We start from the raw sequence: 25,963 nt of genomic DNA, 5'->3' as shown, positions 1-25,963 counted from the left end.
TTGATCTCTAGTTCCTATTGGATGCTACGTGATGAGCATGCAGTCGCCGTAGGAAAAGAAGCGATAACGGGATTCCACAGCGTGGGCATAGGCGGCGAGTACGGGTTCGCGCCCGGCGAAGGCGGAGACGAGCATAAGCAGCGTCGATTGCGGGAGGTGGAAGTTGGTGAGGAGACCGGAGACCAGCTTGAACTCGGCGCCAGGGGAGAGGAAGAGGCTCGTGCTTCCGGAGTGTGCGGCGATTGGGTTGCCGCTGGCTTCGGCCTCGCGGGCGATGTGCTCCAGCGTGCGCGTGCTGGTGGTGCCAACAGCCACGATGCGGCGGCGTTCGCTGCGAGCTCTATTGACAGCCTCTGCGGTCGCCGCAGAGAGGGTGTAGTGCTCGGCGTGGAGGCGGATGTCTTCGGTGCGCTCGACGCGGACAGGCTGAAACGTCCCCAGTCCGACATGCAGCGCGAGGGTTGCCAGTTCTATGCCGCGTTCTTTGAGTTGGGAGAGGATCTCCGGCGTGAAGTGCAGGCCTGCCGTCGGTGCGGCGGCAGAGCCCTTTGCCTCGGCACGGGTCAGCTGCTGTGAGTACACGGTCTGGTAGCGCTCGCGATCTTCCGGCGTGTTCGGCTCCTGCTTTGAGCGATGAATGTAAGGCGGCAGGGGCAAGTGGCCGATGCGCTCCAGGGCTGCATGAAAGTCCTCTGCCGGCTCGAAGCGCAGCGTGCGCTCGCCGAAGTCTCCGGAGGAGAGCACGGTTGCCCGCAGTAGGGGTACATTGGAACCGTCCGGGGCGAAGAGCAGGGTCTCGCCAGGTTGAATCTTCTTCGCCGGGCGAACCAGGGCCGACCAATCGTTGTGGCCTTCGGCGGAGGAGAGACGCTGGGTCAGCAGAACCTCAATATGACCGCTGGGCGCGGGTGAGTTGTGCTGCGTCGCGAGGCCCGCGCGGGTGGCGAACAGGCGCGCTGGGATGACACGCGAGTCGTTCATCACCAGCAGGTCGCCCGGCTGGAGCAGCGACGGCAACTCTGCAAAGGTATGGTCGGCAAAGGCGCCGGTGTTGCGATCCAGTGTCAGCATGCGGCTCGCGCCGCGCATCGCGGGAGGCCGCTGTGCGATGAGGTCTTCGGGAAGGTCGTAGTGGAAGTCGGAAACTAGCATTCGCTCTGTGATTGTAGGCGGCGCGATCAACGGGAGGTCATAGCTACCGCTTCGTCGAGCGCCCGTTGCAGGGATTCCAGTTCGGGAGCGGTGTGAGCCGGCCAGGAAAAGGTGACGGTAGTAAAGGGTTTGGGAATCATGAAGCGGTCCCAGGAATGCAGTTGCCAGGTGCGGTCTGGCTGGGCATGGAAGGCTCCGACCCAGGTTGCGCCGGTGAGTTCGGCGAGCTGTACGGGGCCGGGCTTGGCGATGCGCGAGGGGCCCTTGGGGCCATCGGCGGTGAAGGCGCAGATGCGGTGGGCCTCGGTGTAGGCCTGCTGCATGCCGCGCAGGGCCAGGGGGCCTCCGCGGGTGCTGGAGCCGCGGATGGCGACGAAGCCGAGGCGCTCGACGATGCGTGCGATAAGTTCACCGTCGAAGGAACGCGAGATGAGGATCGCAATGCCCTCGTTGCGGAAGCGGTAGGCGCAGACCAGCAGGGCGCAGTGCCAAAACGCGAAGATTGTAGGGCCGGGAACCTTGATGCCAACAGGCGTGGCGGGGGCGTTTACATCGCGATAGCGCAGGGTCATGCCGAGCAGGCGAATCAGCGCAACGGCAAGCGGAGGGATGACGGCCAGCAGCAGACGTTGCTTTGGAGTAAATGCAGCCACACGGTTGAGTTTACTTGTATGCGGGGGAGCTATTGAAGAGAGGGTCCTGTAAAACAGCATCACCCTGGAGGTGCATAGGAAACTGCTCTAGCATGGTGCGTATGCGCTATGTGGAGTTCGAGGAGATCAGGACGTCCGTGCTGGGGTTCGGCTGCGGATCGGTGTTGGGGCGCGTGGGACGCAGGGATTCGCTGCAGGCGATGAGTACTGCGTGGGAGGCGGGGGTTACGCTGTTCGACACCGCGCGCAGCTATGGCTATGGCGAGGCGGAAGGCCTGCTTGGGGAGTTTCTGCAGGGTAAGCGTGGACAGGCGACCGTCGTCACCAAGTTTGGGATTCTGCCGGCGCGGCCGGTTGCGTGGAAGCGTCTGGCCAAGCCGATTGTGCGGGCTGGGCTCAGCCTCCTGCCGCAGGCGAGAGGATTGGTGCGGCGTGGCATTGCCGGTGAGATGTCCGAGGGGCACTTCGATGTAGCCACGCTGCGGACCTCGCTGGAGGAGAGCCTGCAGCAGCTTCGTACCGATTACGTCGATGTGCTCCTGATGCACCTGCCGCCGGTAAGCGTCTTTCAGCAGCAGGATCTGATGGCAGAGCTTGTGAAGGTAGTTCAAGAGGGCAAGGTCAGGCGTGTAGGGGTGTCGACCGACGATGTTACGACGCTTCATGGAATACCTGACATTCTCAGTGTTGCTCAGCTCCCTTACCCGGTGCTCTCACTCAACGGATGGAGCTCGTCTTTTGGTGAGGACAGGTTCTTTGTGATGGTGAACCATCCGTTTGGCGGAGCGGCACTGGCACAGCAGGCTGCTCAGAGAATTACGCAGATGGCGGCCGATGAGAGTGTTGATCCTGCGCTTCGAGAGAAGCTTCGCGGAGACAGCAGAGAGCGGCTAGCGGAGATTGTCTTTGGGGGGGTGCTGGCGGATACGGGAGCGCATGCAGTGGTGACGTCCATGCTGCAGCCTGAAAATTTGCGCGCAAATCTTGCGGCGATTGGGAGTGTGAGGTTCACAGCGGGGGAGATAGCGCTGGTACGTGAGAGGGTTGTGGGCGCACCTACGGCAAACCCGCTACAGGCTTGAGACGAGACGATCCGCCAAACGCAGCGCCAGCGCCATCAGTGGCAGTGTGGGCAACTGGCTGCCACCGGTGGGGAATGTAGATGCACTGGCGATAGAGAGATTCGCGACACCATGCACGGTGAGGTCCGTATCGACCACGCTGGCGCGTGGATCGTTACCCATCTGAGTGCCACCCATCGCGTGAAAGACATCGATGATTCCTGAGAGGTTTGCGCTTTCGGTCTGCAGTTCGGCGTTCCATTGCATCTCCGCGGGATCGAGCGATGCAAGATGCTCGCGGAGATAGCCGGCGAAACGGCGTAGGGTGCTCGTTTCGGCGGCTGAGATCTTCCAATCGACGATCGCCAGCGGCATACCCAGCGCATCGCGATCGGCGCTGAGCAGAATGCGTGAGTCGGGCCGGGCCTCCTGCTCGACGTTGAGGCGCAGACTCACGGCTGCTTTGGCAGAGACGAAGCGGCGATGATGAACCTTCGCGTGCCATGCCAGACGAGAGGCTTCGAGGAGAGATGCAGGCAGTTGCGGCGCGCGCTGGAGCAGCGTACGGACAACGCCGCCACGTTGCCGGGACTGCAGCATCTCGCGCACGACCGCGATGCCGGAGTCTTCAGGCTCGTCGAGGGTGAGGTGCGCCAGTATCGCGTTGAGCTGAAGGCGTTGACGCAACGCAGGGGACGCCTCCAGCTTTGCGGTGTGGACGGTGCCGTCGAAGATATACGGCGCAAGCCAGCGCAGCAGCTGTGCGCGAGCTTCGCCAATGGGCGAGGCGGCGACGAGGCTGAGGTGGTCGTGAAAGTAGCGGCCTACCTGGTCATGTGCATTGCCGATGCCCTGCGGCTGGATGCTGCGTGAGGCCAGCAGAAGACGCGAGGTTTCAATCGTGCCCGCAGCCACCACAAAGTGCTCTGCCTCAAAGCGGAATCCAGTGCCAGTATAGTTCCGGGCGAGCACAGCTTCGGCGCGATCACCCTTCGCTGCGAGGAGGACCTCCGTGACGTTCGCGTGCAGGAAGAGTGTGACGACTCCGTGGGCCTTATTGGTTGAAGCTACGAGATCGTGGCCGATAGTCGTCGCCAGATTACGACGCGCAAACGGCGCCCACTTGGAGTACCGGACATCGATCTCCGGCAAAGTCGCGAGGAGGGAAGGAGAGGTTACGCCAGTCGCAGCGAAGAAAGCCTCTGCCTCGAAGGGCAACCCGTCGACACCCAGCAGGCGCTGTACTTCAGCATAGAAGGGCTCGAGAGCCGCGGCGGAGAGCGGCCAGGGGCTTTCTTCGTGTTCCACCTGCATGGGGAGAATCTGTCCGCCCCACTGCGTGGAGGAGCCTCCAAAGATGCGGAACCGTCCTTCGTGTGCCCCCAGGTGCTGCACGGCGGCAAACTGGGCGCTGGTGAAGAGGCTTTGGCTGCGGGCTTCAAGGGTATGCCCCCCAGCCTCCAGCAGCGCTACGTCGATTCCCTGTCGACTGAGGCGGTACGCCAGCACAAGACCCGCCACGCCAGCCCCGATGACGCACACCCGCGAGCGAAAGGGCTCCGAGCGGGCTTCGGCGAGGTCGAGGTCGATCTCCATCGGCGAGGAAAGTGTACGCCTAGCTGTACTTCAGCCAGCGCAGAATCTCGGGGAGGTTGGGCTTCTTGCCGTACATCAGGATGCCGACGCGGTAGATACGCGAGGAGACCCACAGAATGGCAAAGATGGTAGCCGACATGAGCACGATAGAAAGCCAGATCTCCCAGGCGGGTACCTGTGTCAGAGAGATGCGAAAGTTCATAAGCAGTGGGCTGCAGAAGGGGATGAGCGAGACCACACGGGCCATAGTCGAGTTTGGCGCGCGGATGATCGAAAAGAGCATGACCATGCAGAACGCCAGCGGAAGGACCAGGAACATATTGAGCTGTTGCAGCTCCTGTTCGGAGTTCGTCATCGCGCCAAGTGCGGCTGCAACACTGGAGTACAGCAGGAATCCGAAGAGGAAGTACATCACGAAGAAACCAATCTGCGCGGTGCTGATAAGGCCGTGCCCTGTGCCAACCAGACCACTCGCGAGGCTGCTGCTGGAAAGTGCGAACGCGGCAATCATCCAGAGCCCTATCTGGGTAAGCCCAACGGCCCCGACACCCAGTATCTTTCCTGCGAGCAGTTCTTCCGGCTTGATGGTTGCGAGTAGAACCTCGAAGACGCGGCTGGTCTTCTCTTCAATGATCGAACGTGCGGTGTTCATGCCATAGAGCATGATGACCATGTACATGAGGAAGAAGAGCGTGTACGCGGCAAAGAACGCAGCCGTGCTATTGCCGCTGGCACTGGTATCAATCTTGACTGGAGCGACGAGTGCATCGATTTCGGAACCGGCCATCCCCTTCGCCTCAAGATGCTCACGCATCAGCACGGAATGGAGAGCCGATTCGATCGCTTCCTGTGTAGCGATATCGCCTGCCGAGCGTGCGGTGTAAGTAAATGTGGGACGGTCACCTGCAGCTGGCGTCACCCAGAGATAGCCGGCGAGCGACGAAGATTTGGCATGCAACTGAACATCAAGCGCTGCACGGGTATCATCCGATGGCGTGCTCACGTCGACCTGCATGTCGTTCTCTTTGCTGCCTTCAAGTTGATGCTTGAGATCGCTGCCGAGGACAGAGTCGCTAGTAACTACAGCGATGTGCGATGAGGTCTTCGACTTCGATCCCATATAAGCGCTGCCAAAGACCAGAGCTCCCATCAATAACGGAATGAGCACCGTTGCAATGAGAAATCCCTTGGTACGGACGCGCTCCAGATACTCGCGTTTCGCAATCAGCCAAACATTATGCATCGACTCTGCCTCCTGCTTCTGCATCGCCGAAGCTTGCGCGGACGTTTTCGATGAAGATCTCTTCCAGCGTGGGTTCCATGACTTCAAAGCGGTTGATATGGGTGCCGCGTTCGACGGCTTCGGCGAGAATCTGCTGCGCGGCGGCCTCGTCGTGCAGCTTGATCTCGGCGATGCCGGAATAGTTCTTCGCCTCGGCGACGCCGGAGTGGCGGAGGAACGAATCGTCGCCGGTGAAGACGACCTGCACACGATTGCGCGGGTAGCGCGATTTGATCTCGCGCATGCCGCCGGAGAGCAGCAGCTTGCCACGCGAGATGAGCGCGATGGCATCGCAGAGCTTCTCCACCTGGTCCATGCGGTGCGTCGAGAAGAGGATAGCCTTGCCTTCGCCGCGCAGGGCGACGAGTGTGTCCATGAGCAGCGTGGCGTTTACGGGGTCGAGGCCGCTGAAGGGTTCATCCATGATGATGAGGTCCGGCTCGTGGAGCAGCGCGGCGATGAACTGAATCTTCTGCTGCATACCCTTGGAGAGCTCTTCGGTCTTCTTGGCGATGGCCTCGGAGATCTCCATACGCTCGCACCAGGCGAGAGACCGCTTTCGTGCTGTGGCCTCATCCAGACCGTGAAGCTGACCGAGGAAGACTAGCTGATCGAGCACCTTCATCTTCTTGTAGAGGCCACGCTCTTCAGGCAGATATCCCACGCGATTCAGCGACGTGCGCGCGAAGGGCTTGTCGAAGAGGCGCACGGTACCGGAATCTGGCACGGTCATGCCGATCATCATGCGGATGGAACTGGTCTTGCCCGAACCGTTCGGCCCAAGCAGGCCAAACATGGTGCCGGGTTCGATCGCCAGGGTCAAACCTTCGACCGCGACTTTAGTGTCGTAGACCTTGCGGATATTCTGGAGTTCAACGATAGGCATTGCGCGGAGAAGTTCTCATTTCCTGGAAGGCTTTGTCCCGTAGTTTACCGCAGTGCAGCTATTCTCTCGTTTTAAAGCCCTATCTGGGGTTCCCGCCCTCAACTCCGTTGAATGACCTGAGTGGAGGCCTCGCCCGGAATCGAGAGTTTTGCGCGCATCCAGCGCTTGAGCGCGTCCAGGGGAACGGCGACTGCAACACAGAGCGCAGTAGCCACCGTAAGAAGGAGTATTTTCTGCGGAGTGCTCCCGTGGTCGTAGGGGATGTAGGCTACGATCAACAGAAATAGGGGCAGATGAAAAAGATAGAGCGTGAAGGTGCCATCAGCAACCGTGCGCACGGCCATCGACACGCTGGGGGAGAAGCTTTGATGCCAGCGATCGACCAGTAACAGAAGCCACAACATGAGGATTCCGGTTGGAACGCCAATCAGATAGTAATGCGTACTGGCATTTACGAGGATGTGATGACTATGCGCAATCTCCCACTGCTGCTGAATCTTTACAAGACCTGTCTTGACCGCAATGCCATGAAGATAGTGGCGGTAACGCTGTGAAATCTGCCAGAGAAGAACGATAAGTACGCTCGTTACCGCAAGAGCGGCGGAGAGATTTCGAAACGCATTGTTTTGGGTGCGGAGCCTTTGATAGATGTCATGGACCAGGCAACCTAGAAGCCATAGCGGCAGCATGAAGAGTATCTGGGGGCCAACAATGAGCGCAAAGCCGATATAGGCTGCCCAGCGCCATGACCGAAGGGGGATAAAGCCCAGCCCCCAAAACACGTAGAAGGGCGCCTCATAACAGAGAGACCAGAAGACGGCGTTATCTCTGATCAAAAGATCATGGCCCCAAATCTGACCTGTAAAGGTAAGATTTGCGAAAAAGGGGACTACATCGGCCCTAGAGAACGGAAAAGCCGGGACGGTAGCGGTCGGGAAGAAGTGCAGGCAGAGAGCTGCAAGGACCGAAAAGACCAGGGCAGGGAGAACGATAGAGTACAGGCGCGAGATGCGATCCAGGGCATAGTTACGCGCGGTGGTAGGACGCACCGCGGTGATCAGTCGAATAACGAAACCAGAAAGAACAAAGAATACAGCGACGGCTAACGTAGCAACATTGAGGAGTTTTGAATAAGGCCAGCCTGAAGAAAATCCCGGGTTGGATAAATGACCAACCGCGACCGCTATCGCTGCTCCGAAGCGTATGACATCAAGCACCATGGAGCCGGGACGTGTCAGTGGCTTTGCTTGCTGCATCAGCGTCCCCATTTATCTATAGGAAAAAGAATACCATTGGCCTTCGTAGGGCTGTCTTGATCCAACTGCAAACGACAAGACACATCAGGAGATACAAAACAAGAAGCGCGCCACGTGGGCGCGCCTCTTGTTCTTTTAAAGATTCTGCGGAATGTCTACTGACCGGCCGGTGGGTTGGCCTGATCGGCTGCACCCTGCTCTTCGAGCTGCTTCTGCAGCTCTTCACGCTTCTTAGCGCGGGCTTCGGAGCGCTTCTCGGCCTTCTCACTGAGCTCCTGCTCGGCGCCGAGGAGCTCGATGAAGGCCATCTCGGAGGAGTCACCCTTGCGGACGCCAGTGCGGATGATGCGGCTGTAGCCACCCGGTCGCGTGCTGTAGCGTGGAGCGACGATGCTGAAGAGGCGGTCGACCGACTCCGGCGTCATCAGGTAAGCAAGCGCCTGGCGGCGGGAGTGAACGCTGCCGTTCTTGCCGAGGGTGATCATCTTCTCGACGATGGGGCGCGTTGCCTTGGCCTTCGTAATGGTGGTGTGAACGCGGTCGTTCAGAATGATGGAGGTGACGAGGTTGCGCAGAAGAGCGCGACGATGGCTGGTGTTGCGGCCTAGTTTAAAGCCGCCATTACGATGACGCATTTGAATCTCCTTCGGTCCAGCTTGTGCTGTCGACCGGCTTGCGGGTTGCGGCGCAGAGAGTGCGCGGGGTTTGCATTCAGCTTCGAGCTGCGAGTTGCCAGCTTCGAATTAGATTCGTGGCGCAGCGGAGGAAACTAGTCCCTCCGCTGCACTACGGGACAGTTAGAAGTTCTCTGGCTCGTCGAGGTCGAGGTCGTCGTCCTCATCGTCGTAGCCAGCGTAGCTGGCTGCGAGGGTTGCTGCCGGAAGGACCGAGGTCGGGCCCGGAACTGGGTTGCCTTGCTCGTCGATCTTCATGCCCAGCGAGAGACCCATCTGAGCAAGGATTTCCTTGATCTCGTTCAGGCTCTTGCGGCCGAAGTTCTTGGTCTTCAGCATCTCGGCTTCGGTCTTCTGGATCAGCTCACCGATGGTCGCGATGTTGGCATTCTTCAGGCAGTTGTAGCTGCGCACCGAAAGCTCGAGCTCCTCAACAGAACGGTTCAGGTTCTCGTTGCGAATCTGCGGGCCGTCGTGGTCGCCAGTAACACCGGCCTCCATCTCCTCCTCGAAGTTGATGAAGATCGTCATGTGGTCCTTCAGCAGCTTGGCCGAGAGGCCGAGAGCGTCTGCCGGAAGAATCGTTCCGTTGGTCCAGATCTCGAGCGTGAGCTTGTCGTAGTCGGTGATCTGACCGAGACGTGCAGCCTCGACGAGGTAGTTGACCTTACGCACAGGCGAGTGGACGGAATCGACCGGAATGAAGCCGATGCCGAGGTCGCTGTCGAAGTTCTTGTCAGCCGAAACATAGCCACGGCCGCGCTTGAGGCGCATCTCCATGTCGATGCGGCCGCCTTCGCTGATGGTGCAGATGTAGACGCTGGGATCGAGGATCTCAACATCGGAATCGGCCTCGATGGAACCAGAGGTGACGACACCGGCTGCATCGGCGCGGAGATACAGGGTCTTGGGGCCATCGCCATTGAGCTTGAACGGAATCTGCTTCAGGTTCAGGATGATGTCGGTCGCGTCTTCGACAACGCCGGCGATGGATTGGAACTCGTGCAGCACGCCTTCGATCTTGACGGCGGTAACAGCAGCACCTTCAATCGAGGACAACAGGGTGCGACGCAGGGCGTTGCCGATGGTCGTACCGAAACCGCGCTCAAAGGGCTGCGCGGAAAACTTACCAAAGGTGGGGGTCAGTGTCTCCTGGTCGACTGCGAGACGCTTGGGCTTTTGAAAACCTCTCCAAAGCATGGGTGTTCCTTTCTTCGTTGCACCGCGAAGCATTCTGCGGGGCTAACGGTGGGACGGGTTGTTGTTGTAGACGTCTGAGGCAATTCCCCACTCATCCTGCAAGAATGCGCGATGAGTGGGGCACCCCAGATTTGTGGATTACTTCGAGTAAAGTTCGACGATGAGCTGCTCGTTGACGGGCAGGTTGATGTCCTCGCGCTTCGGCAGGGCGATGACCTTGCCCGACAGATTCTCGCGGTTGGCATCGATCCAGGTCACACGGTTCTGACCCGAGAGGAAGTCCTGCGAGGCTTCGAGCAGAACAAGCTTCTTGGAGCCCTCACGGATGGCGATCTCGTCACCAACCTTGCACTGAAAGCTTGGGATATTGACCTTGCGGCCGTTTACCTGCACGTGACCGTGACGAACGACCTGACGGGCCTGGCGGCGCGAAAGCGCGAAACCGAGGCGGTAGGCGACGTTGTCGAGGCGGGTCTCAAGCTGCTGGAGCAGGAGTTCGCCGGTAACCCCGGTCTTGTTCGCAGCCTTCTCGTAGTAGGCGCGGAACTGGGTCTCGAGCGTGAAGTAGATGCGCTTGGCCTTCTGCTTCTCACGAAGCTGCAGACCGTAGCCGACAACCTTCTTCTGCTTCTTGGACTGACCGTGCTGGCCTGGGGGAAAGTTACGCTTCTCGACGGGGCACTTGTCGGTGAAACACTTGGGTCCTTTGAGGAAGAGCTTGGTTCCGTCGCGGCGGCAGAGGCGGCAGACGGGTCCTGTATAACGTGCCATTTTTATTCTCCTGAATCAGATGTCGATCGCTTTACACGCTGGCAGCGCTTCGTCGCGATCCGGTTGTTGTTGCAGAAAAGAGAGCTCAGATAAGAGAGATCAGAGTCAGAGACCAGCCGTACATCGCTGATCTCTGTACTCTCATCCCTGATACCTCAAACGCGGCGGCGCTTCGGCGGACGGCAGCCGTTGTGCGGCATCGGCGTAACGTCGCGGATGGAACGCACCTCGATGCCTGCGGCAGCGAGAGCGCGGATCGCGGACTCACGGCCGGAGCCGGGGCCAGCAACGCGCACATCGACCGAGCGCAGACCGTGGTCGCGGGCCGCGTTGGCGGCGCCGACCGCTGCCTGCTGCGCGGCAAACGGGGTTCCCTTGCGGGAGCCGCGGAAGCCGAGCGAGCCGGAGCTCTTCCAGCTCAGCGTGTTGCCGGTCTGGTCGGTGATGGTGACGATGGTGTTGTTGAAGCTCGCCTGGATGAATACCAGACCAAACGGAACATTCTTCCGCTCGCGCTTCTTGAACTTCTTGTTCTTCCCGACCTTTGCAGCGCCGGCTGTCTTGTTCTGTGTCTTTGCCATGGCTTACTTGGTCGCTTTCTTCTTGCCGGCAACGGTGCCCTTACGGGGGCCTTTGCGGGTACGAGCGTTGGTGTGAGTGCGCTGACCGCGAACCGGGAGGCTGCGGCGGTGGCGAAGGCCACGGTAGGACTGGATTTCGATCAGGCGCTTGATGTTGAGGGAGATCTCCTTGCGGAGGTCGCCTTCAATGCCGCCTTCTTTCTCGATAACCTGACGGATGGCGTTGAGCTGATCCTCGTCGAGAGTAGCCATCTTTACGAACGGATCGATGCCCGCGGCCGTAAGAATACGGAGAGCGCGGGGGTCACCGATGCCGTAGATATAGGTGAGGGCGATGCGAACCTGTTTGTTTCCTGGCAGGTCGACGCCGGCAATACGGGCCATTGGAGTGCCTTTCGGTTGAGCTTCCAGCGTGGCTGGGGAGCGGGGTTAGGGGTTATGCGGCTGACCTGATTGCTGTCTCCTCCGGGTTCATCGCAAGCCTTGACTTCGGCTAACTCGCCCGGTGGGGCCGCGTAAAAGACTAAAGATCAACAAGCAAAGACATTCTGCTTGTTTTCCTTTAGCCCTGGCGCTGCTTGTGCTTGGCGTTCTCGCAGATAACGCGAACGACGCCGCGGCGGTGGATTACCTTGCACTTGTCGCAGATCTTCTTTACTGATGCACGGACCTTCATTTGAATCCTCGGTTCTCAGTTGGCAGTTGTCAGATCTCAGTAAGTGCGTTGCCGTTCCTGAGAACGGGCAACTGAGAACGGACAACCTGTTGTTACTTGTAGCGGTAGACGATGCGACCGCGGTTCAGATCGTAGGGGCTGAGTTCGATGGCTACGCGGTCGCCGGGGAGGATGCGGATGAAGTTCTTGCGCATACGGCCTGAGACGTGCGCAAGCACCTGGTGCTTGTTTTCGAGCTCAACCTTAAAAAGCGCATTTGGCAGGGTTTCAACAACCACCGCCATTACTTCAATTGCATCTTCCTTCGACAAACGCTCTCCTTCGATTGGGCCGTGAAGGCCCGATCTCGTTGCAACCACGAATCTTTCTTCGTGGTCTCCTATACCTGTTTCGTGGGCTTCTGGTGCCCCCATCCAACCCCAAATGGGCAGACAGAGACGGCGGAAGGGACACGCACCATGTTTGAGTCTACCGGAAAACCGGGATTTGTGGAAGATAAGAAAGCTTTAACCCGGCCAATAGCCACCAGCACTGTCCTCTTTATTGCGCGAATATCGCCCGCAGGGTCGGTTTAGGGTGTCATCCAGCTATATCCCTTATCCCACGTGGGCCACATTCGTCACAAGGGATCATCGACGCCTTCCGCTTGGTATTTCTGCCCGTCGGGAGTCCAACTGGCCTTGCCTAAGATGTCGGTCCTGCCTGTTATCACTCGCCCGTTAGCAAGACGTATGCGGTACCGCTTATTGACCACGGGCTGAACCCCTTCCTGATACCAGAAGGTAACCCGGTGATCAGGCTTTCCGGCTTGTGCACCCAACGAGATCAACAAGCTTCTCTGTTCATCCAACGCCTTGAATCCATCGTCTTTGTCTGCGTAGTTGAGGATGGTCGAACCATACTTATTCTTCTGGTTGAGAGGCATGCCCGCAGCGACCAGCACAGGAATGATGTCGCTCAGATGGTTGTCGTAGTACATGTAGGCGAGCAGGATGTTGCCGTCTGCATCCAGCCAACGCGGATTCGCGCCTCGCTTGATCAGGAGTTGAACCATGGCCGCGCTTTTTGCGGATGCCAGCAGAGGCGAAGGCATCTCTCTGGGGGTCTCCGAGCGCAACTTCGCACCCGCGTCAAGAAGAACCTGGACCATCTCAAGCTGATCGTCGGAGATCGCAGCTTCAAGAGCGGTTCTTCCCTCCCCATCCGTATCGTCGAGGCGAATACCCGGGGCCTTCAGGAATAACTTGACGAGATCTACATTGCCATTCTGCACGGCAGCAGTCAGCCATGGGCGTTTGCCATAGGTGCCATCTTCAAGAGTGCCATTGATATTGGCACCATGGGCAATCAAAGCAGCCGAGATCTTGGGTTCCTTATTTTCCAGCGAGATGGACAGCAGATTGCCTTTTTCGCCCGATGCATTTGCAGACAGGCCGGCCGCAAACAATCTCTCCAAAACGGGCAACGCGAGCACATCGTAATCCTTTCCTGACGAAGCATGCATCGAAGGATCGTGCTGCGCCATAAACAGCAGCTTCAGAGATAGCTCGGTTACATCTCTCTTGTCGGCGTGATCTACCAGCCATTCAGCGTTGTCATACCGATCCGCGGTGAGCGCGGATTCGAACGCCTCCTTGATCGAACAATCCTGGGGAGGTATGGAGCATACGTTGGTCAACAGAAATTGCAATCCCGAGGCATCGGTATACGCGGCGGCTTCGCGGAAGATAGTGGGTTGTGACTTCGCGATGATGTCGTGCAGCTCCTGGTGCTCGGTCCAGAGTTTGTGAACCGCCGCCAGATCGCTGGACCCACGGTTCGGCTTGCGTAAGGGTTCAGGGTTATCCAGATCCTCGTCGGAACGCAGGTCTTCCCCTTCTCCAAGGGCCAGGGTGAACGCATCGATCAGCTTTTTGGTAGGCGCATAGGCGCGCACTTCCGCGAGACGCTTCTCTCTCGCCGGCCGCAGGATTCGCTCTTCAAACGGCTCATAATAGGCGGTAAATGCCCGGATCATGGCGGTACAAGCAGCGGGCGTAACCGTCTGCTTTTTCATCTCAGCTTCTTTATCTGTCTTGAGCAGATCGGTCAGCGCATCCATGTAACGGTTCACGTCCGGATTCGACTTTAATGTCTCGTCGTCGAGGTCCAGGGACGCATTTCCCAGTTGCCGCCCTAGATCCTGACGAACACCTTCCATGAACAGCTCGTCGTATTGCTGCAGCAGAAGCCCTTCATCTTCATGAAAGAAGCCTCCACACGCGGTGAAGCGGGCTGTCCAGACTGCATATTGTTCGGCGTCAGAGTGAATTCCGTCCAATGACAACGGCGCGGCGTAAACCTTATGACTGAGAGCCAGCAGCGTAATCGATAAAACAAAGTTGATGATGGTGGAAGTCTTTGTGAGCTGGAGATTAGGCACCGTATGTTCCTGAAAAATATCGAAAGAGCAAAGCACATAGTACGCTGCTCCGGCTCTTCCGTTGGCAAGAGAATTTACTTGCAGACTGGGAAGGCGATGCGCCTTCAAGTGGAGGACAGGCGGGGCAATTATTCCTGTTCGGGGCGCAGATAGAATTCGATTCGCTGGCCGTCGGGATCATCTAACCAGATGAATTCCTTCAGGCCATAGTGGTCCAGCCTTATTCCGCTGTGAGAGATTCCGGCATTGTCCAGTTGCTCCCGAATTGCCTCAAGCTCGGTGAGGCTGCGAACACCGAAGGCAATATGATTCAACCCGATCTTTTCCTTGTCGTATGTTCCGGCCCGAGGCTCCGTCGAAGTCGTGAAAAATAGGCGAGTTTCGCCCACACTGTACATAAGGCTGTCTTCCGCCCGGTGAGAGGGTTGGCCAAGGAGCGCCGTGTAAAACGGCTCCGTCCTATCGAGATCTGAGACGCGGAAGACCAGGTGGTCAATCGATCTGGGGGAGATCATGGGTATTCCTTTTGTTAGAGGGTAGACGACAGGATAAGAGCCTGCCAGCAGGCTATCGCGGTTTCAAGTTGATCCGCGGCCCGATGCCAAGCGCAGATTCTTGCCTTTCTGCTAGGCTGCAAGCCATGCAGACACCCTTCCGCCTGGCTCTTGTGCCGCTGCTTGCTCTTTTATGCGTTCCGGCCGCGCTGGCCGCACCCAAGGTCCATACCGTCACGCTTGGCCCTTCCCGGCGCGTGCCCTACACCCCGCCCGAGGCAAACCCCGACAACAAGAGCGAGGAAGCCACCACGCTGCGAGTGCGGCCCCTGCTGGTCGATACCACACAGAAGGAGTGGACAGTCGGCGAGATCCACGATGTCACCGACCGGTCGTTTGTGGTGCGGAGAGCCCTGCGCATCAACGATTCCCTGCCCGGCGAGGCACCGCGATGGACCTGGCAACCCGGCCCCTGGCTGATGGTCGATCGCATCACCGGCCACATCACCGCGCTGCATCTGCCCGCGTTCGATCCGGAGGTGTCCGAGGCGGTGTGGTTTCGCGACTATGCGGCCTACTGCGGCATCGCAACCACGGTCAGGAATGGCGGCCTGGTAGCTGTCGTCGCCGAACTCGGCGCGCGTAAAGCCATTGTGCAGAAGGTGATCGGGACGTGGCCGCAGGCCAACGCACCGCATCCAGTGTGTGCCACCGCGAAGTGGCAACGGACGCCGATGCGCGCAACCATCCAGCCGACCGGCGGCCAGGCGATGACGTTTGATGTCGTCGGCCTGAGCTCGCTGGTAGAGGAAGGCGAAGCCACCGAGGAATAAGGCAGAAACCGGCACGCTCCTATGGCAAATTCGTAGCGACTAAGATGCGTTGAGCCTTGGAAAAGTAACTTGCACTTTTCGCTACGCGCGTAGCACACGAAAAACATTGTGGGGGTTTACTGTAAAGGAGCTTTTAATGAAGATTTGGGCGGAACTCCACAGGTCAGACGGGTTGACAAAGTAGTATCGTGGACGAAGCACGGGCAAACGCTGTGATACGCACAACGAAGCGCAACGTATCCAGCCTGCGAAAGATCCCCTCCGGAACGAGGAAAGGAAGCAATACATCATGTGGAAACCGAACCAGACCGGCAGCTCAACACCTTCAACCCCGGAACCGGTACGTCCGACGGCGCCTACCGGCGGAACAACGTTTGAAGCTGGACGTCCCTCAACACCAGCCGCCGCGGGCGCAATCCCTGTCGGCGAACAAGCCACGATCGGCAAAAGCCTTGTCATAAAGGGCGAGCTCTCAGGCTCGGAGTCGCTTTACATCGACGGTAAGGTCGAAGGCACGATCACCCTCCCCGGCAATCGCGTCACCGTCGGCCGCAACGGACAGGTCGCGGCGAACATCTCGGCGCGCGAGATCGTTGTACTCGGCAAGGTGCGCGGCAACTGCCAGGCCTCCGATCGCGTGGACATCCGCAGCGAAGGATCGCTGACCGGCGATGTCATCGCGGCACGCATCTCCATCGAGGATGGCGCCTTCTTCAAGGGCGGCATCGACATCCGCAAGCCCGGCTCCGAGGTAAAGAACGGAACAGCGTCCTCTTCCTCTCCCACACAGGCCACACTCGAGCCTGCCGGAACAACCGAAAGCTAGTGTCTTCGTTTTTGTTACACAACAAAGCCCCGGCTTCGGCTGGGGCTTTGTTGCGTCTGGAATACACAAGCTGAAGCGGTCGCCCTGGAAGGGGCTTTTAGCGTAGAGGACGCAGAAGTGCCACGGATGTCATGGCGACCTCCGCGAAACCTCCGCGCCCTCTGCGTTAAAGATTTTTCCCTTGGCCGCCACGTAATCGCAGACGAAGATCTGCCGTGGCTTCGCGATGACAGGGCAGGCAAAGCGTGCGGATGTTGTCGAGGTCGCACTGCCCTCCGCCCTCGGCGACAGGCAGGACGTGGTCTGCGTCCCAGAGGGATCGTCGCGCCTGGACGGTCTTGAGTCCCCATAGAGCGAGGGCCTCAGCCCGAGCCTTGCCACGACTGCGCTTGAGGGTAGCGTATGCGGCAACGGTGTCGGTACCGCAAGCCGTGCAGATACCGCGATCACGAGCGAAGACCTGATCGCGCAGATAGCCCGGGTCCGACCGGAGTCGCCACTGATGCACGCAGTACTCCGAGCAGAAGGTGCGGCGGCGGCGCGCGAGGATCTCCAGCTGGCACCAGCGGCAGAGCGGCAGACCATTCGGTCCCACCGGCAGAGCGGTGCGGTGCGCGTGGCCAGCTTCGGAGAGAATTCGCGAGGGCAGCGTGGACATCGGTGATTTAAGAATACCCACGTGCCCGGACAAAGCAAAAGACCCTCGCTGTGGCGAGGGTCTTTTGTTGGGACTGGTTGCGAGTTAGTTAATCGTCACCGTGAAGGTGGTGGACGCCGTCGAGGCAGTCGTGGTGCCAGCACTCGTACCGATTCCCGTCACCGTTACGGTATACGTTCCGGCGCTGCTCTTCGATGTGGACGTCGATCCGCCACCACACCCAGAGAGTGCTGCGAGCCCTACCAGCATCACCGCAAACGCAGCCAACGAGCGGAGGGCCTTGCGACGGCGCAACGATGGAACAAACAGCAGCATAGCGAGGAAGGCCCCGCCACTCAAGCCCCAATGCCGCTCGAGTTTCGCTTGCACCGATGTTGCGTTCGCCTGGGCCGTCGTCGACCCAATAGCGATCGTCGAGGTGTTTGTACCACCTGCTGTGAGCGAAACACTCGTCGGCGCAGCGGAGCAAGTTGGCTGGAACGCAGCGGAACTTGTTGTGATCGAGCAGGTAAGCGCAACGGAACCGGCAAAACTATTGGTAGAGGTGAGGGTGAGCGTATCGGAGTTACCAGTGGTAGCTCCGGAGGTAAAACTGAGCGGGGAAGGCGTGCTGAATGTAAAGGCCGCAGTTGGAGGCGCCGTCACCGTAACAACGATGGTCGACGAGGTAATGACAGTCGTTCCGTTGGTGCCAGTAACCGTTACGTCGAGGGAACCACTCGTGCTGGCCGTCGTGTTGATGGTAAGCACGCTGGTTCCAGTACCACCCGAAGCGAGCGTAGACGAAGTGGGTGCCAGAGAGCAGGTGCCCGCCGCTGTGCCGCTGGCGTTCGCAACCGAGCAAGTCAGGGCGACAGCGCCAGCGAAGTTGTTCACGGAAGCCAGTGTGATGGTGTCCGTGTTGCCCGTTGTTGCTCCAGCAGTCAATGTAATGGTTGAGGCGGCAGGCGTCAGCGTGAACGAAGCCACGAGCGGCGCCGTCACCGTAACGACGATGGTCGACGAGGTAACGACAGTCGTTCCGCTGGTGCCGGTAACGATTACGTTGAGAACACCACTCGTGCCAGATGTCGTATTGATGGTAAGCACGCTGGTTCCTGTGCCGCCAGAAGCGAGCGTAGCCGATGTAGGTGCCAGAGAGCAGGTACCCGCTGCCGCGCCACTGGCGTTAGTCGCCGTGCAGGTGAGAGCCACTGCGCCAGCGAAGGAGTTTACCGAGGCCAGTGTGATGGTGTCGGTGTTTCCTGTGGTCGCACCTGACACCAGTGAGATAGCTGTCGTTGCGGGCGTAACGGTGAACGTGGCCGCAGATGTCGTTGCCGCAGCCGTCAGGAAGTTTGCAACATCGAGTGAGCCGAGGCCGGTGACTTGATCGTAGCCGGTAGTAAGTAGATACCCGGCAAGGCCTCCAGTCAGGCCGGTGGCGCTTGGCGTGCTGTTGTTGCACATGGATGGTGTTGCCTTAGTGCAGCCGGTAACTCCCGATGTGGAGACGGTCGCATCATGAAAGGCCCCAGGGGTGGAAGCAGCCAACTTGTAGAGCAGCGGGTTAAGATTGCCTTGCGAAGAGCCAGCCTTGGTATTCAACAAGGCGGTGATGCCCGCCATGCCCGGCGCTGACGCCGAGGTGCCGGAAAAGTACTCAAAGTAGCCATTCGAGCAGTCGCCACCCGCATAAGCAAGACAGGCATAGTATCCATCGTGACTCGAGGCCGAGAGAGCTACGTCCGGCACGTCGCGGTAGCCGTCGTTTGGCACGCCGGTCCCAATCTGCCAAGTCGGCTTTGTGATGATGGTGCTGATGCCGCCGCCGCTTGCGGAGTCAATGTAGATAGTCTGATTGCTGCTGTTGGTGGTCGTGGGCTCGTTCCACCCGCCTTCGGGAATGTAGGATAGCGCGGACTCACCGGTCGAGCTATTGGTCGTGGACCAATATTTGGAGGGGTTGGAGGTATCGTTGAACTCCGTACCTCCGACGCAAGTGGCATATGTACTGGAGCATATGGAGTTGATGCTCAACACCTGCGTCCCAGTAGGAGTGGCGTTACCGGTTTCGCAGCCTGCTGCACCAGAATCGTCCGAGGAGACGAAGACCGAGATGCCCTCCCCTGCAGCCGTAGAAAAGAGACTGTCCCAGTATTTGACATCGCTCGTGCCAGCGTTGAGCTCACAGCTACCGAAGGAGATCGTCATGACTGGATCGAGCAGCGTGTCGACGTTGTACTCTGCATCGAGTGCGATGCCTCCACTCGCCTGTGTGCTTACGATGAGGTCGGGTACGGCACCGGGAGCAGTACCAATCACGCGGTCAACATCCAGGGTCGCCTCATCCTGATCGCCGTTATTTGTAATTAGAGGGTCGACACCAGTCGGGGGAACAATCTCGTTGGGCTGCACACTGGGAAGGCCGGTAGTGGACTCGTACTCGGAGATGTCGGTCGCCACAACGCGCGAGAGTCCGACGATGGCGATATGCTGCGCCTTGGAGCCGATAGTCGCCCCGGTATTGCCGCCGCTATAGACGCTTTGGATGTCATAGATGACAGCGAAATCGTTCGGCGTAACGAAGTACGAAGTGACGCCATTGTTGGTAATGGTTAGTTGCGGGTGCGGGGCCCCCGAACTAGAGACGGGACGCTTCGCCGCAGTCCCATGGCTATGGGGTTCAAGGGGAACCTCGGTGAGGCCGTGGATGGAGTTGATGACCGGCATCAGTGCCGAGGGGATGAAAGGCTCGGTAGTGGCGGAGAAGCGCTGCTTGCCAGCAAGGTTGAAGTAGGCGAAGCTGGTGCGGAAAGCACTGGCCACCTTGGCCGTGCTGCCAGATACCGAGAGGATGACTCGGCTAGGCGCGACCGAGTCGACACTAAGCCCTTGCGCTCCCAGCCAGCCGGTTACCGCGGCAACATCCGAGGATGTTGGCCCGTAGAGGTCGCCTATCTGTTGCGGCGTCAACCAATGATGGTAGAGCGACGAGGCTGGATTCTGCTGGTTGGCCAGCAGTTTCTCAAACGCCACCTGCACCGTAGGATCGCGGCGCAGCACGATGGAGATATGCATCGGAGCGCTGAGATCGACCGCAGCAGCCGTCTGGCGGTCCGCCGTCACCCAGCCCGGAAGGTGTCCAGTGAGTTGGGTCTGCTGCGAAAAGTTGGCTTGTGCCGACACTCGGTTGGCCTGTGGGATGGGCTGCAGTGCAGCAGCTGCGGAGCCTGAGGCACTCTGAGCCGCCAGAGGCAGGCATAACGTTGAGACAAGGACGGCCAAGAATAGCGGGATACGAACACCGGAGCGGCGAGTTAGCGACATAAGGGCCTCTGACGAACGAAATGAATTTTGAGAAATCCAGGGTTCATTGGTTTTTGTGTGTGCGTTGTGGCATGAACGCGGAAGTATTGTTACCTGCCTTGTTCAGACCTGTCTACACACCACCTTTTTGTAAAGCACGAATTATGCCGTGATTATAAGAGCTTTAGCGCAACCTCGGCCAGATTTATCTGACGCGAGAGGGCGATCCCATGAACATAAGATCAACATTCAGATTGGAGATGCCTCTCTTCTCGAAAGCCCCCTGGGCGTGGCCGCTATGATGGGTAGTGGAGAACAGCAAATGTCCAGAACGGAATCGACGATGGTGCAGCTGGGGACAATAGCCCCGGCCTTCGAACTGGTGGATGTGGTCAGCGGCAAAGCTCTGAGCAGTGACGACATCTTCGCCACTGCCGGCTCGGAGAGCCGGCGCGGACTGCTGGTGATGTTCGTCTGCGTGCATTGCCCCTACGTAAAGCATGTAGAAGCGGAGCTGGGCCGGATCGGCCATGACTACTTTGGCAAGAATGGCGAAGGACCGATCGCCATTGCCGCCATCCAATCCAATGACCTCACCGAGTATCCCCAGGACGGCCCCGAGCCCATGCGCGAGCAGGCAGCGCTCCAGGGCTGGAACTTCCCTTACCTGCTGGATGAGACCCAGGAGGTCGCCCGCTCCTACGAGGCTGCCTGCACACCTGATTTCTTCATCTTCGACGCGGATTTGAAACTCGTCTATCGCGGGCAGCTCGACGACAGCCGGCCACGACGTGGAGACTTCGGCAACGACACTCCGGTGACCGGCAAAGACCTGCGCGCGGCGCTGGATGCGGTCGTCAAAGGTAAGCGCCCCGACACCAACCAGATCAGCAGCATCGGCTGCAATATCAAGTGGCGGGAAAGCTAGCGCGGCCACGTGAAACGATAGGGGGACAGGTGGTCAGTTGTCAGTTCTCAGTTGTCAGGTAAAACACTGAGAACTGACAACTGAGAACTGACAACCTTCCTGCCACCCAATTTGCTACAGCACTAAAACAATTACAGGCGGCTACATGGACGAAGTACTGGAACAACTGAAGAATGGTGTGCGCCGGTTTCGGACGGAGGTCTATCCGGACCAGGCCCATCTGCATGCGCGCGCCGCGATCGAGGCGCAACGGCCGCACACTCTGTTCATTGCGTGCGCCGATTCGCGGGTCGACCCTATCGAGATCACTCAGTCGGGCATGGGCGAGGTCTTCGTGACCCGCAACATCGGCAACCTGGTACCGGCGTACGGGGAGATGCTCGGCGGCGTAAGTGCCGTGATCGAGTTTGCGGTGAAGTCTCTGCGCGTGCAGCACATTGTCGTGTGCGGCCACACCGACTGCGGAGCCATGAAGGCTCTGCTCCAGCCGGACAGCACCAAGGACATGCCCACAGTCACGAGCTGGCTGACGAATGCGCGGGCGGCCCTCTCTGTGGCGGAGACGCTGCACACTAAATCCGAGTCGCGGCGGGAGTTGATCTCTGTCCTCACAGAAGAGAACGTTCTGCTACAGCTCCAGCACCTGAAGACACACCCCTCCGTCGCCGGTGCGATGGCGATGGGCGAGTTGACCGTTTCGGGCTGGCTGTACGACATCGGCAAAGGGCAGGTATCGATTGCCGAGGACGGGCAGCGGACATTTGCTTTGGTGGAGAAGTAGCCTTTACGCGAAATGGCGAACGACGAGCGAGATGGGCAAGCCAACAAAGAACATATGAACGACCAGTTGAGTCGCAAAGGCCTTGATCGAAAACGGACGTTTAAGAGCTGACAGCGGCAAAACGACGAAGCTCATGAACAGGTGCACAGCGATGCCATAGAGAAGGCCGCAAAGCACAGCATGTTCGTTGAGAACGCTTAACTTCCGGCTCGCAGCAAAGTACGCACCAGCCACCGTAAACGCGATAAGGAAATGAAATCCCAGGCCCAGAGCCGCCGTATTAGCGCCGCCCGTAAAAGATTTCGGACCCAACAGGCCACTGGCGACAGCCTGCAGCAGACGCATTGGAGCAATCCCATTGAGCTTACTCAGCGTTAGCGTGCAGGTGATATCCAATACACCGCAGGTCAGGCCTGCCAGTGCAATGACTCCAAGATCGGTGAGTAACCGTGAGTTGAGCATCAATCAGGGTCTCCAAAGATGCGAAAAACTTCCCATCAAAGCCTTTGGAGCGTTATGGCCCCGGCAAGGCAACAGGATAGTTTGCGTGGCATAGATGTGATGCATCCTGGCAAGTATTGGCATCGAGTTAGTTTCCGGATCGCTGGTCATTCGAAAGCTTCGTAACAAAAACGCGTTAATGAGATGGTCCGCCGCTTCGCCCTTCCTTTTGCTGAAGCTCGTTGGCGATAATAGGTACTGGCCGGATAATGAGAGCCGAGTGCATGGCAAGCGTTGCAGGAGGATGAATGGCAGACACCAAGACCCTTATTGAGCAGGCGTACTCCGCATTCAACAAGCGGGATATCGACGGTGCATTAGCACTGATGACGCAAGACGTGAGCTGGCCCAAGGCTTCGGAGGGCGGCAAGGTCGTCGGAAAGGAAGAGATCCGCGCCTACTGGACTCGACAATGGGGTGAGTTCGATCCGTACGTCGTACCGCTTGCGATGACCGAGGAAGATGGAGACAATATCCGCGTCAGGGTGCACCAGCTCGTCAAGAGTCTTCAAGGGGATGTTCTTTCGGATAGCGAAGTTCTCCACGTATTCAGTGTGAAGAGCGGTCTCATCGCAGCCATGGACCTTGGAAATGAGGCAGATTCTATCGCTGGTCCGTCTGCCGCATTCGCACATCGATCCTGACTGGGCAATCCGGGAATTGACCACTAGCTCTATATTTCAGTCAAAATAGCAGTCTTTCCCGGCAATTACAGCTCTCTCCGGATCTAACCTACCCTACTCCGCCTATAATCCTTCATTGACATCCGCGAGCGCCACGGATACCGTAGAAAGCAATGACCGTTCTTCTGCACCATCGTGGCCACCACCATCATCATGCGCAAAGCGTGTTGGCGGCTGTGTCCGGTGCGGCGAAGTAGCAAGAACGCACAACAGGATCAACGACAGGCCCGCTGACGCGCACATCGCGAGCGGGCTTTTTGCTGCGCGGCGATATTTAGCTTCAACCGGGTAGAAGACAGGTAGCTTCAGCCGATCAATAAGAGGATTTGGAAAGATGACGACAGCAACAGAGATCGATTTCGAGAAAGCCGGCGGCCTGGTCGCGGGCATTGTCCAGGACGCGAAGACCGGCGAAGTGCTCATGCTCGGCTTCCTTAACGAAGAGAGCTATCAAAAGACTACGGAGACGGGTTTCGTAACCTTCTGGTCACGTACACGTTCGAAGCTGTGGATGAAGGGTGAAACCAGCGGCAATCGGCTGCGCGTGGTTTCAGCCGCAACCGACTGCGACAATGACGCGCTACTGTTCCGCGTCGAGGTCGAAGGCGATGGGCTGGTGTGCCACGAAGGCACGGTGAGCTGCTTCACCAAGCCACTCGGCCTGGGCGAGAAGTAAAAGCAGAAGCAGATTCCCTGCGGGAATGACAGTAAGAAAAACAACGGCAAGAGCAAAAGCGAAGGCGAAGAATCGACATGAGCAATAAATTGAAGCTTGGAATTCCGAAGGGCAGCCTGCAGGACGCTACGATTGCGCTGTTCGAACAGGCGGGCTGGCACATCTATGCCAGTGGCCGCAGCTACTTCCCAACCATCGACGACACGGAGATCGAGTGCATGCTGGTGCGTGCCCAGGAGATGGCCCGCTACGTCGAACATGGTGCGCTGGATGCCGGATTGACCGGTAACGACTGGGTGCTCGAGAACCAATCCGACGTCGAACGCGTTACGTCGCTCACCTACTCCAAGCAGTCCCGCACGCGTGTGAAGTGGGTGCTCGCCGTGCCTGAGGACTCACCCTTTCAGAAGCCCGAGGACCTGGCGGGCAAGACCATCGCGACCGAGCTGGTGGAGTTCACCAAGCGCTACTTCGCGGAGAAGAATATCCCTGTAACGGTGGAGTTCAGCTGGGGCGCGACCGAGGTGAAGCCGCCGACGCTGGCCGACGCCATCGTCGAAGTGACCGAGACCGGCAGCTCCCTGCGTGCGAACCGTCTGCGTATCCTCGAAACCCTGATGGAGTCCGAGACGCAGCTCATCGCCAACAAGGCAGCCTGGACCGATCCGTGGAAGCGCACGAAGATCGAGACCCTCTCGCTGATGTTAAACGGTGCGATGGCCGCGCAGATCCAGGTCGGCCTGATGTTGAACGTGCGCCGAGCCGATCTCGACAAAGTACTGGGCGTACTGCCGGCACTGAATTCGCCGACGATCTCGCATCTGCAGGATCCCGAATGGGTCGCGCTGAACACGATTCTCGATCACTCACTCGTGCGCGATGTGATTCCGAAGTTGAAGGCTGCCGGCGGCACAGGGATTGTCGAGTATCCGCTGAGCAAGGTTGTGTTGTAGTACAGGGCTCCCGCCTGCGCGGGATGGAAGGAGGATGACAGTCTAATGTCATTAGGGACAACGTTTGCATTAATTCTGATCGTCGCGCTGGTCATCGTGATTCCAGCGATGAGAGCCTGGCGCCGGCGCGGGGCCGAGTTAAAAGGCCGTTTGACGATGGCCACCATTGTCGATATCAGTGCCACTCACACCTCGATCAACTATCAGCCGGTCATGAAGATCGACGTAGAGGTGGAGCAGTTGGACGGGCCACCAAAACGCTGCAGCATCCGCAAAGTAATCCCACCCGGTATGAGTCTGGCCCTGGGCCAGATGGTCGCTGTCGTCGTAGATCCAAAGGATCCGAACCGCGTCTACTTTGCCAACGCCACGGCGCTCCAGCGCAAAGACCCCCTTGCAGACAACCTGCGGCTGGCGACGTCTATTCCTCCACAGTTTTCCGGAAGCCTTGCGGTTGGCGATGTGGTCGCCTTGACCCCCACGGGCGATGGCTCGATAAGCGTACAGGTCGATGTTGTGAAGATTGGGCAACCGCGCCAGACAGTCTTCTGCCTGCAGAGCTTTCCCGGCACACCTCCTTTTACCGTTGGCGATCGCGTGTATTTGAAACTGGACACGCTATCTCCACCGCGAGCGGGCTACATCATGCCTCCGGAGTTCACCAAGGGACAGACGATTCCACGCACCGGCAATCGGGTAGATGCGCTGGTGCTCGCCGATGAGATTCTGTTTGCCGGAGCCAAAGGACAGGCAAGAATCAACTCTGCCGTGCAGCAGTCTCTTCCCGAGACCTATACCCGTCAGGGCATCAGCAAATGGGTGCTGCAGCTTTCTGTTTTTCCGGAAGACGGCTCCGCGCCCTATGAAGGAAGCGCTTCGGTTGGAGTAAGCAGCCCGGACAAAGCGGCAGTGGTCTCCCAGACAGGCGCCACAATACCCATCCGCTACGACCCAAACGATCCACAGACCTTCACGATCGACAGCATCGCGATGGGCTGGGGCGATCCTAAACTAGCGCTGGCAAAGCTCAGCAAGGTTGCAGCGCAGGTTGCGCAGGAACGTGGGAGCGGTTCCCCATCGGTGTAGAGTGAGTCACGGATCTGTATGCCGTTTTTCCCCAGGAAAAACGGAG

The 25,963-nt window shown here is 58.7% G+C and carries 27 protein-coding genes; 9 read left to right on the top strand and 18 right to left on the bottom strand.

Annotated features, from left to right (window positions below):
• Window positions 1–24 precede the first annotated feature (24 nt).
• Together queA and GSQ91_RS12330 are read right to left on the bottom strand one after the other, a co-directional pair.
• The gene (gene queA / locus GSQ91_RS12335; RefSeq protein ID WP_158821837.1) at window positions 25–1,152 is read right to left on the bottom strand and encodes a tRNA preQ1(34) S-adenosylmethionine ribosyltransferase-isomerase QueA; all 1,128 of its coding nucleotides are present in this window, start codon (window positions 1,150–1,152) and stop codon (window positions 25–27) included.
• Between the two features lie 26 nt (window positions 1,153–1,178).
• A complete protein-coding gene (locus tag GSQ91_RS12330; protein WP_158821836.1) occupies window positions 1,179–1,805 on the bottom strand; it encodes a lysophospholipid acyltransferase family protein in 627 nt (208 codons plus the stop codon).
• A 92-nt stretch (window positions 1,806–1,897) separates the two neighbouring features.
• On the opposite strand from GSQ91_RS12330, the gene GSQ91_RS12325 reads away from it, so the two are divergent.
• Entirely contained in the window at window positions 1,898–2,887 is a 990-nt protein-coding gene (locus GSQ91_RS12325) for an aldo/keto reductase (RefSeq protein WP_158821835.1), read from the top strand.
• Here the strand turns inward: GSQ91_RS12325 and GSQ91_RS12320 are convergent.
• The 13 genes from GSQ91_RS12320 to GSQ91_RS12260 form a co-directional block, all read right to left on the bottom strand.
• Window positions 2,876–4,462, bottom strand: coding sequence for an FAD-dependent oxidoreductase (locus tag GSQ91_RS12320; protein WP_158821834.1), 1,587 nt, complete (start codon window positions 4,460–4,462; stop codon window positions 2,876–2,878). The genes GSQ91_RS12325 and GSQ91_RS12320 overlap by 12 nt on opposite strands.
• Window positions 4,463–4,481: 19 nt before the next feature.
• Window positions 4,482–5,705: an ABC transporter permease gene (locus GSQ91_RS12315; protein ID WP_158821833.1), complete on the bottom strand. Its 1,224-nt coding sequence runs from the start codon at window positions 5,703–5,705 to the stop codon at window positions 4,482–4,484.
• Window positions 5,698–6,630 (bottom strand): ABC transporter ATP-binding protein, encoded by a 933-nt coding sequence (locus GSQ91_RS12310; protein ID WP_158821832.1) that lies wholly within the window; start codon window positions 6,628–6,630, stop codon window positions 5,698–5,700. Before GSQ91_RS12310 ends, GSQ91_RS12315 begins: the two co-directional genes overlap by 8 nt.
• 98 nt (window positions 6,631–6,728) lie before the next feature.
• Complete coding sequence (locus GSQ91_RS12305) at window positions 6,729–7,886, bottom strand: acyltransferase (RefSeq protein WP_158821831.1); 1,158 nt, start codon at window positions 7,884–7,886, stop codon at window positions 6,729–6,731.
• Between the two features lie 155 nt (window positions 7,887–8,041).
• Window positions 8,042–8,521: a 50S ribosomal protein L17 gene (rplQ, locus tag GSQ91_RS12300; RefSeq protein ID WP_158821830.1), complete on the bottom strand. Its 480-nt coding sequence runs from the start codon at window positions 8,519–8,521 to the stop codon at window positions 8,042–8,044.
• A 162-nt stretch (window positions 8,522–8,683) separates the two neighbouring features.
• On the bottom strand, window positions 8,684–9,760 hold the full coding sequence (locus GSQ91_RS12295; protein WP_158821829.1) for a DNA-directed RNA polymerase subunit alpha: 1,077 nt from the start codon (window positions 9,758–9,760) through the stop codon (window positions 8,684–8,686).
• Between the two features lie 138 nt (window positions 9,761–9,898).
• The gene (rpsD, locus tag GSQ91_RS12290; protein ID WP_158821828.1) at window positions 9,899–10,531 is read right to left on the bottom strand and encodes a 30S ribosomal protein S4; all 633 of its coding nucleotides are present in this window, start codon (window positions 10,529–10,531) and stop codon (window positions 9,899–9,901) included.
• Between the two features lie 155 nt (window positions 10,532–10,686).
• Entirely contained in the window at window positions 10,687–11,112 is a 426-nt protein-coding gene (gene rpsK / locus GSQ91_RS12285; RefSeq protein WP_158821827.1) for a 30S ribosomal protein S11, read from the bottom strand.
• A gap of 3 nt (window positions 11,113–11,115) precedes the next feature.
• Window positions 11,116–11,496, bottom strand: a complete 381-nt coding sequence (rpsM, locus tag GSQ91_RS12280) for a 30S ribosomal protein S13 (protein WP_158821826.1) — start codon at window positions 11,494–11,496, stop codon at window positions 11,116–11,118.
• Window positions 11,497–11,674: 178 nt separating this feature from the next.
• On the bottom strand, window positions 11,675–11,788 hold the full coding sequence (gene rpmJ, locus GSQ91_RS12275) for a 50S ribosomal protein L36 (protein WP_013581269.1): 114 nt from the start codon (window positions 11,786–11,788) through the stop codon (window positions 11,675–11,677).
• Between the two features lie 92 nt (window positions 11,789–11,880).
• Window positions 11,881–12,099, bottom strand: coding sequence for a translation initiation factor IF-1 (gene infA, locus GSQ91_RS12270; RefSeq protein ID WP_014264250.1), 219 nt, complete (start codon window positions 12,097–12,099; stop codon window positions 11,881–11,883).
• 308 nt (window positions 12,100–12,407) lie between these two features.
• Window positions 12,408–14,210, bottom strand: a complete 1,803-nt coding sequence (locus GSQ91_RS12265) for an ankyrin repeat domain-containing protein (protein WP_158821825.1) — start codon at window positions 14,208–14,210, stop codon at window positions 12,408–12,410.
• 128 nt (window positions 14,211–14,338) lie between these two features.
• The gene (locus GSQ91_RS12260) at window positions 14,339–14,725 is read right to left on the bottom strand and encodes a VOC family protein (RefSeq protein ID WP_158821824.1); all 387 of its coding nucleotides are present in this window, start codon (window positions 14,723–14,725) and stop codon (window positions 14,339–14,341) included.
• A gap of 83 nt (window positions 14,726–14,808) precedes the next feature.
• Between GSQ91_RS12260 and GSQ91_RS12255 the strand changes: the two genes are divergently transcribed.
• Both GSQ91_RS12255 and GSQ91_RS12250 read left to right on the top strand, forming a co-directional pair.
• A complete protein-coding gene (locus tag GSQ91_RS12255; RefSeq protein ID WP_254064527.1) occupies window positions 14,809–15,537 on the top strand; it encodes a hypothetical protein in 729 nt (242 codons plus the stop codon).
• A 289-nt stretch (window positions 15,538–15,826) separates the two neighbouring features.
• On the top strand, window positions 15,827–16,363 hold the full coding sequence (locus tag GSQ91_RS12250) for a polymer-forming cytoskeletal protein (protein ID WP_158821823.1): 537 nt from the start codon (window positions 15,827–15,829) through the stop codon (window positions 16,361–16,363).
• A gap of 166 nt (window positions 16,364–16,529) precedes the next feature.
• Here GSQ91_RS12250 and GSQ91_RS12245 read toward each other — a convergent pair whose 3' ends face one another.
• Window positions 16,530–17,021 carry an HNH endonuclease gene (locus GSQ91_RS12245; protein ID WP_158821822.1) on the bottom strand — a complete coding sequence of 164 codons (492 nt, stop codon included), beginning with the start codon at window positions 17,019–17,021 and terminating at the stop codon, window positions 16,530–16,532.
• Window positions 17,022–17,105: 84 nt separating this feature from the next.
• Window positions 17,106–20,330 carry a S53 family peptidase gene (locus tag GSQ91_RS12240; RefSeq protein ID WP_158821821.1) on the bottom strand — a complete coding sequence of 1,075 codons (3,225 nt, stop codon included), beginning with the start codon at window positions 20,328–20,330 and terminating at the stop codon, window positions 17,106–17,108.
• 301 nt (window positions 20,331–20,631) lie between these two features.
• Between GSQ91_RS12240 and GSQ91_RS12235 the strand changes: the two genes are divergently transcribed.
• Window positions 20,632–21,237 carry a thioredoxin family protein gene (locus tag GSQ91_RS12235; RefSeq protein ID WP_158821820.1) on the top strand — a complete coding sequence of 202 codons (606 nt, stop codon included), beginning with the start codon at window positions 20,632–20,634 and terminating at the stop codon, window positions 21,235–21,237.
• Between the two features lie 145 nt (window positions 21,238–21,382).
• Window positions 21,383–22,018 (top strand): carbonic anhydrase, encoded by a 636-nt coding sequence (locus tag GSQ91_RS12230; RefSeq protein ID WP_158821819.1) that lies wholly within the window; start codon window positions 21,383–21,385, stop codon window positions 22,016–22,018.
• A 3-nt stretch (window positions 22,019–22,021) separates the two neighbouring features.
• Here the strand turns inward: GSQ91_RS12230 and GSQ91_RS12225 are convergent, their stop codons facing one another.
• Window positions 22,022–22,483, bottom strand: coding sequence for a hypothetical protein (locus GSQ91_RS12225; RefSeq protein ID WP_216845201.1), 462 nt, complete (start codon window positions 22,481–22,483; stop codon window positions 22,022–22,024).
• Between the two features lie 284 nt (window positions 22,484–22,767).
• On the opposite strand from GSQ91_RS12225, the gene GSQ91_RS12220 reads away from it, so the two are divergent.
• The 4 genes from GSQ91_RS12220 (at window position 22,768) to GSQ91_RS12205 (ending at window position 25,917) form a co-directional block, all read left to right on the top strand.
• On the top strand, window positions 22,768–23,163 hold the full coding sequence (locus GSQ91_RS12220) for a nuclear transport factor 2 family protein (protein ID WP_158821817.1): 396 nt from the start codon (window positions 22,768–22,770) through the stop codon (window positions 23,161–23,163).
• A gap of 373 nt (window positions 23,164–23,536) precedes the next feature.
• On the top strand, window positions 23,537–23,878 hold the full coding sequence (gene hisI, locus GSQ91_RS12215) for a phosphoribosyl-AMP cyclohydrolase (protein WP_158821816.1): 342 nt from the start codon (window positions 23,537–23,539) through the stop codon (window positions 23,876–23,878).
• Window positions 23,879–23,955: 77 nt separating this feature from the next.
• Window positions 23,956–24,831 (top strand): ATP phosphoribosyltransferase, encoded by an 876-nt coding sequence (hisG, locus tag GSQ91_RS12210; RefSeq protein WP_158821815.1) that lies wholly within the window; start codon window positions 23,956–23,958, stop codon window positions 24,829–24,831.
• A gap of 45 nt (window positions 24,832–24,876) precedes the next feature.
• On the top strand, window positions 24,877–25,917 hold the full coding sequence (locus tag GSQ91_RS12205; protein ID WP_158821814.1) for a hypothetical protein: 1,041 nt from the start codon (window positions 24,877–24,879) through the stop codon (window positions 25,915–25,917).
• Window positions 25,918–25,963: the final 46 nt, after the last annotated feature.

Origin of the sequence: Granulicella sp. S156, assembly GCF_009766105.1 — a bacterium.
Lineage (GTDB): Bacteria > Acidobacteriota > Terriglobia > Terriglobales > Acidobacteriaceae > Granulicella.
Note: the sequence above shows the minus strand (reverse complement) of the source record. Positions and strands in the feature narration are given on the sequence as shown.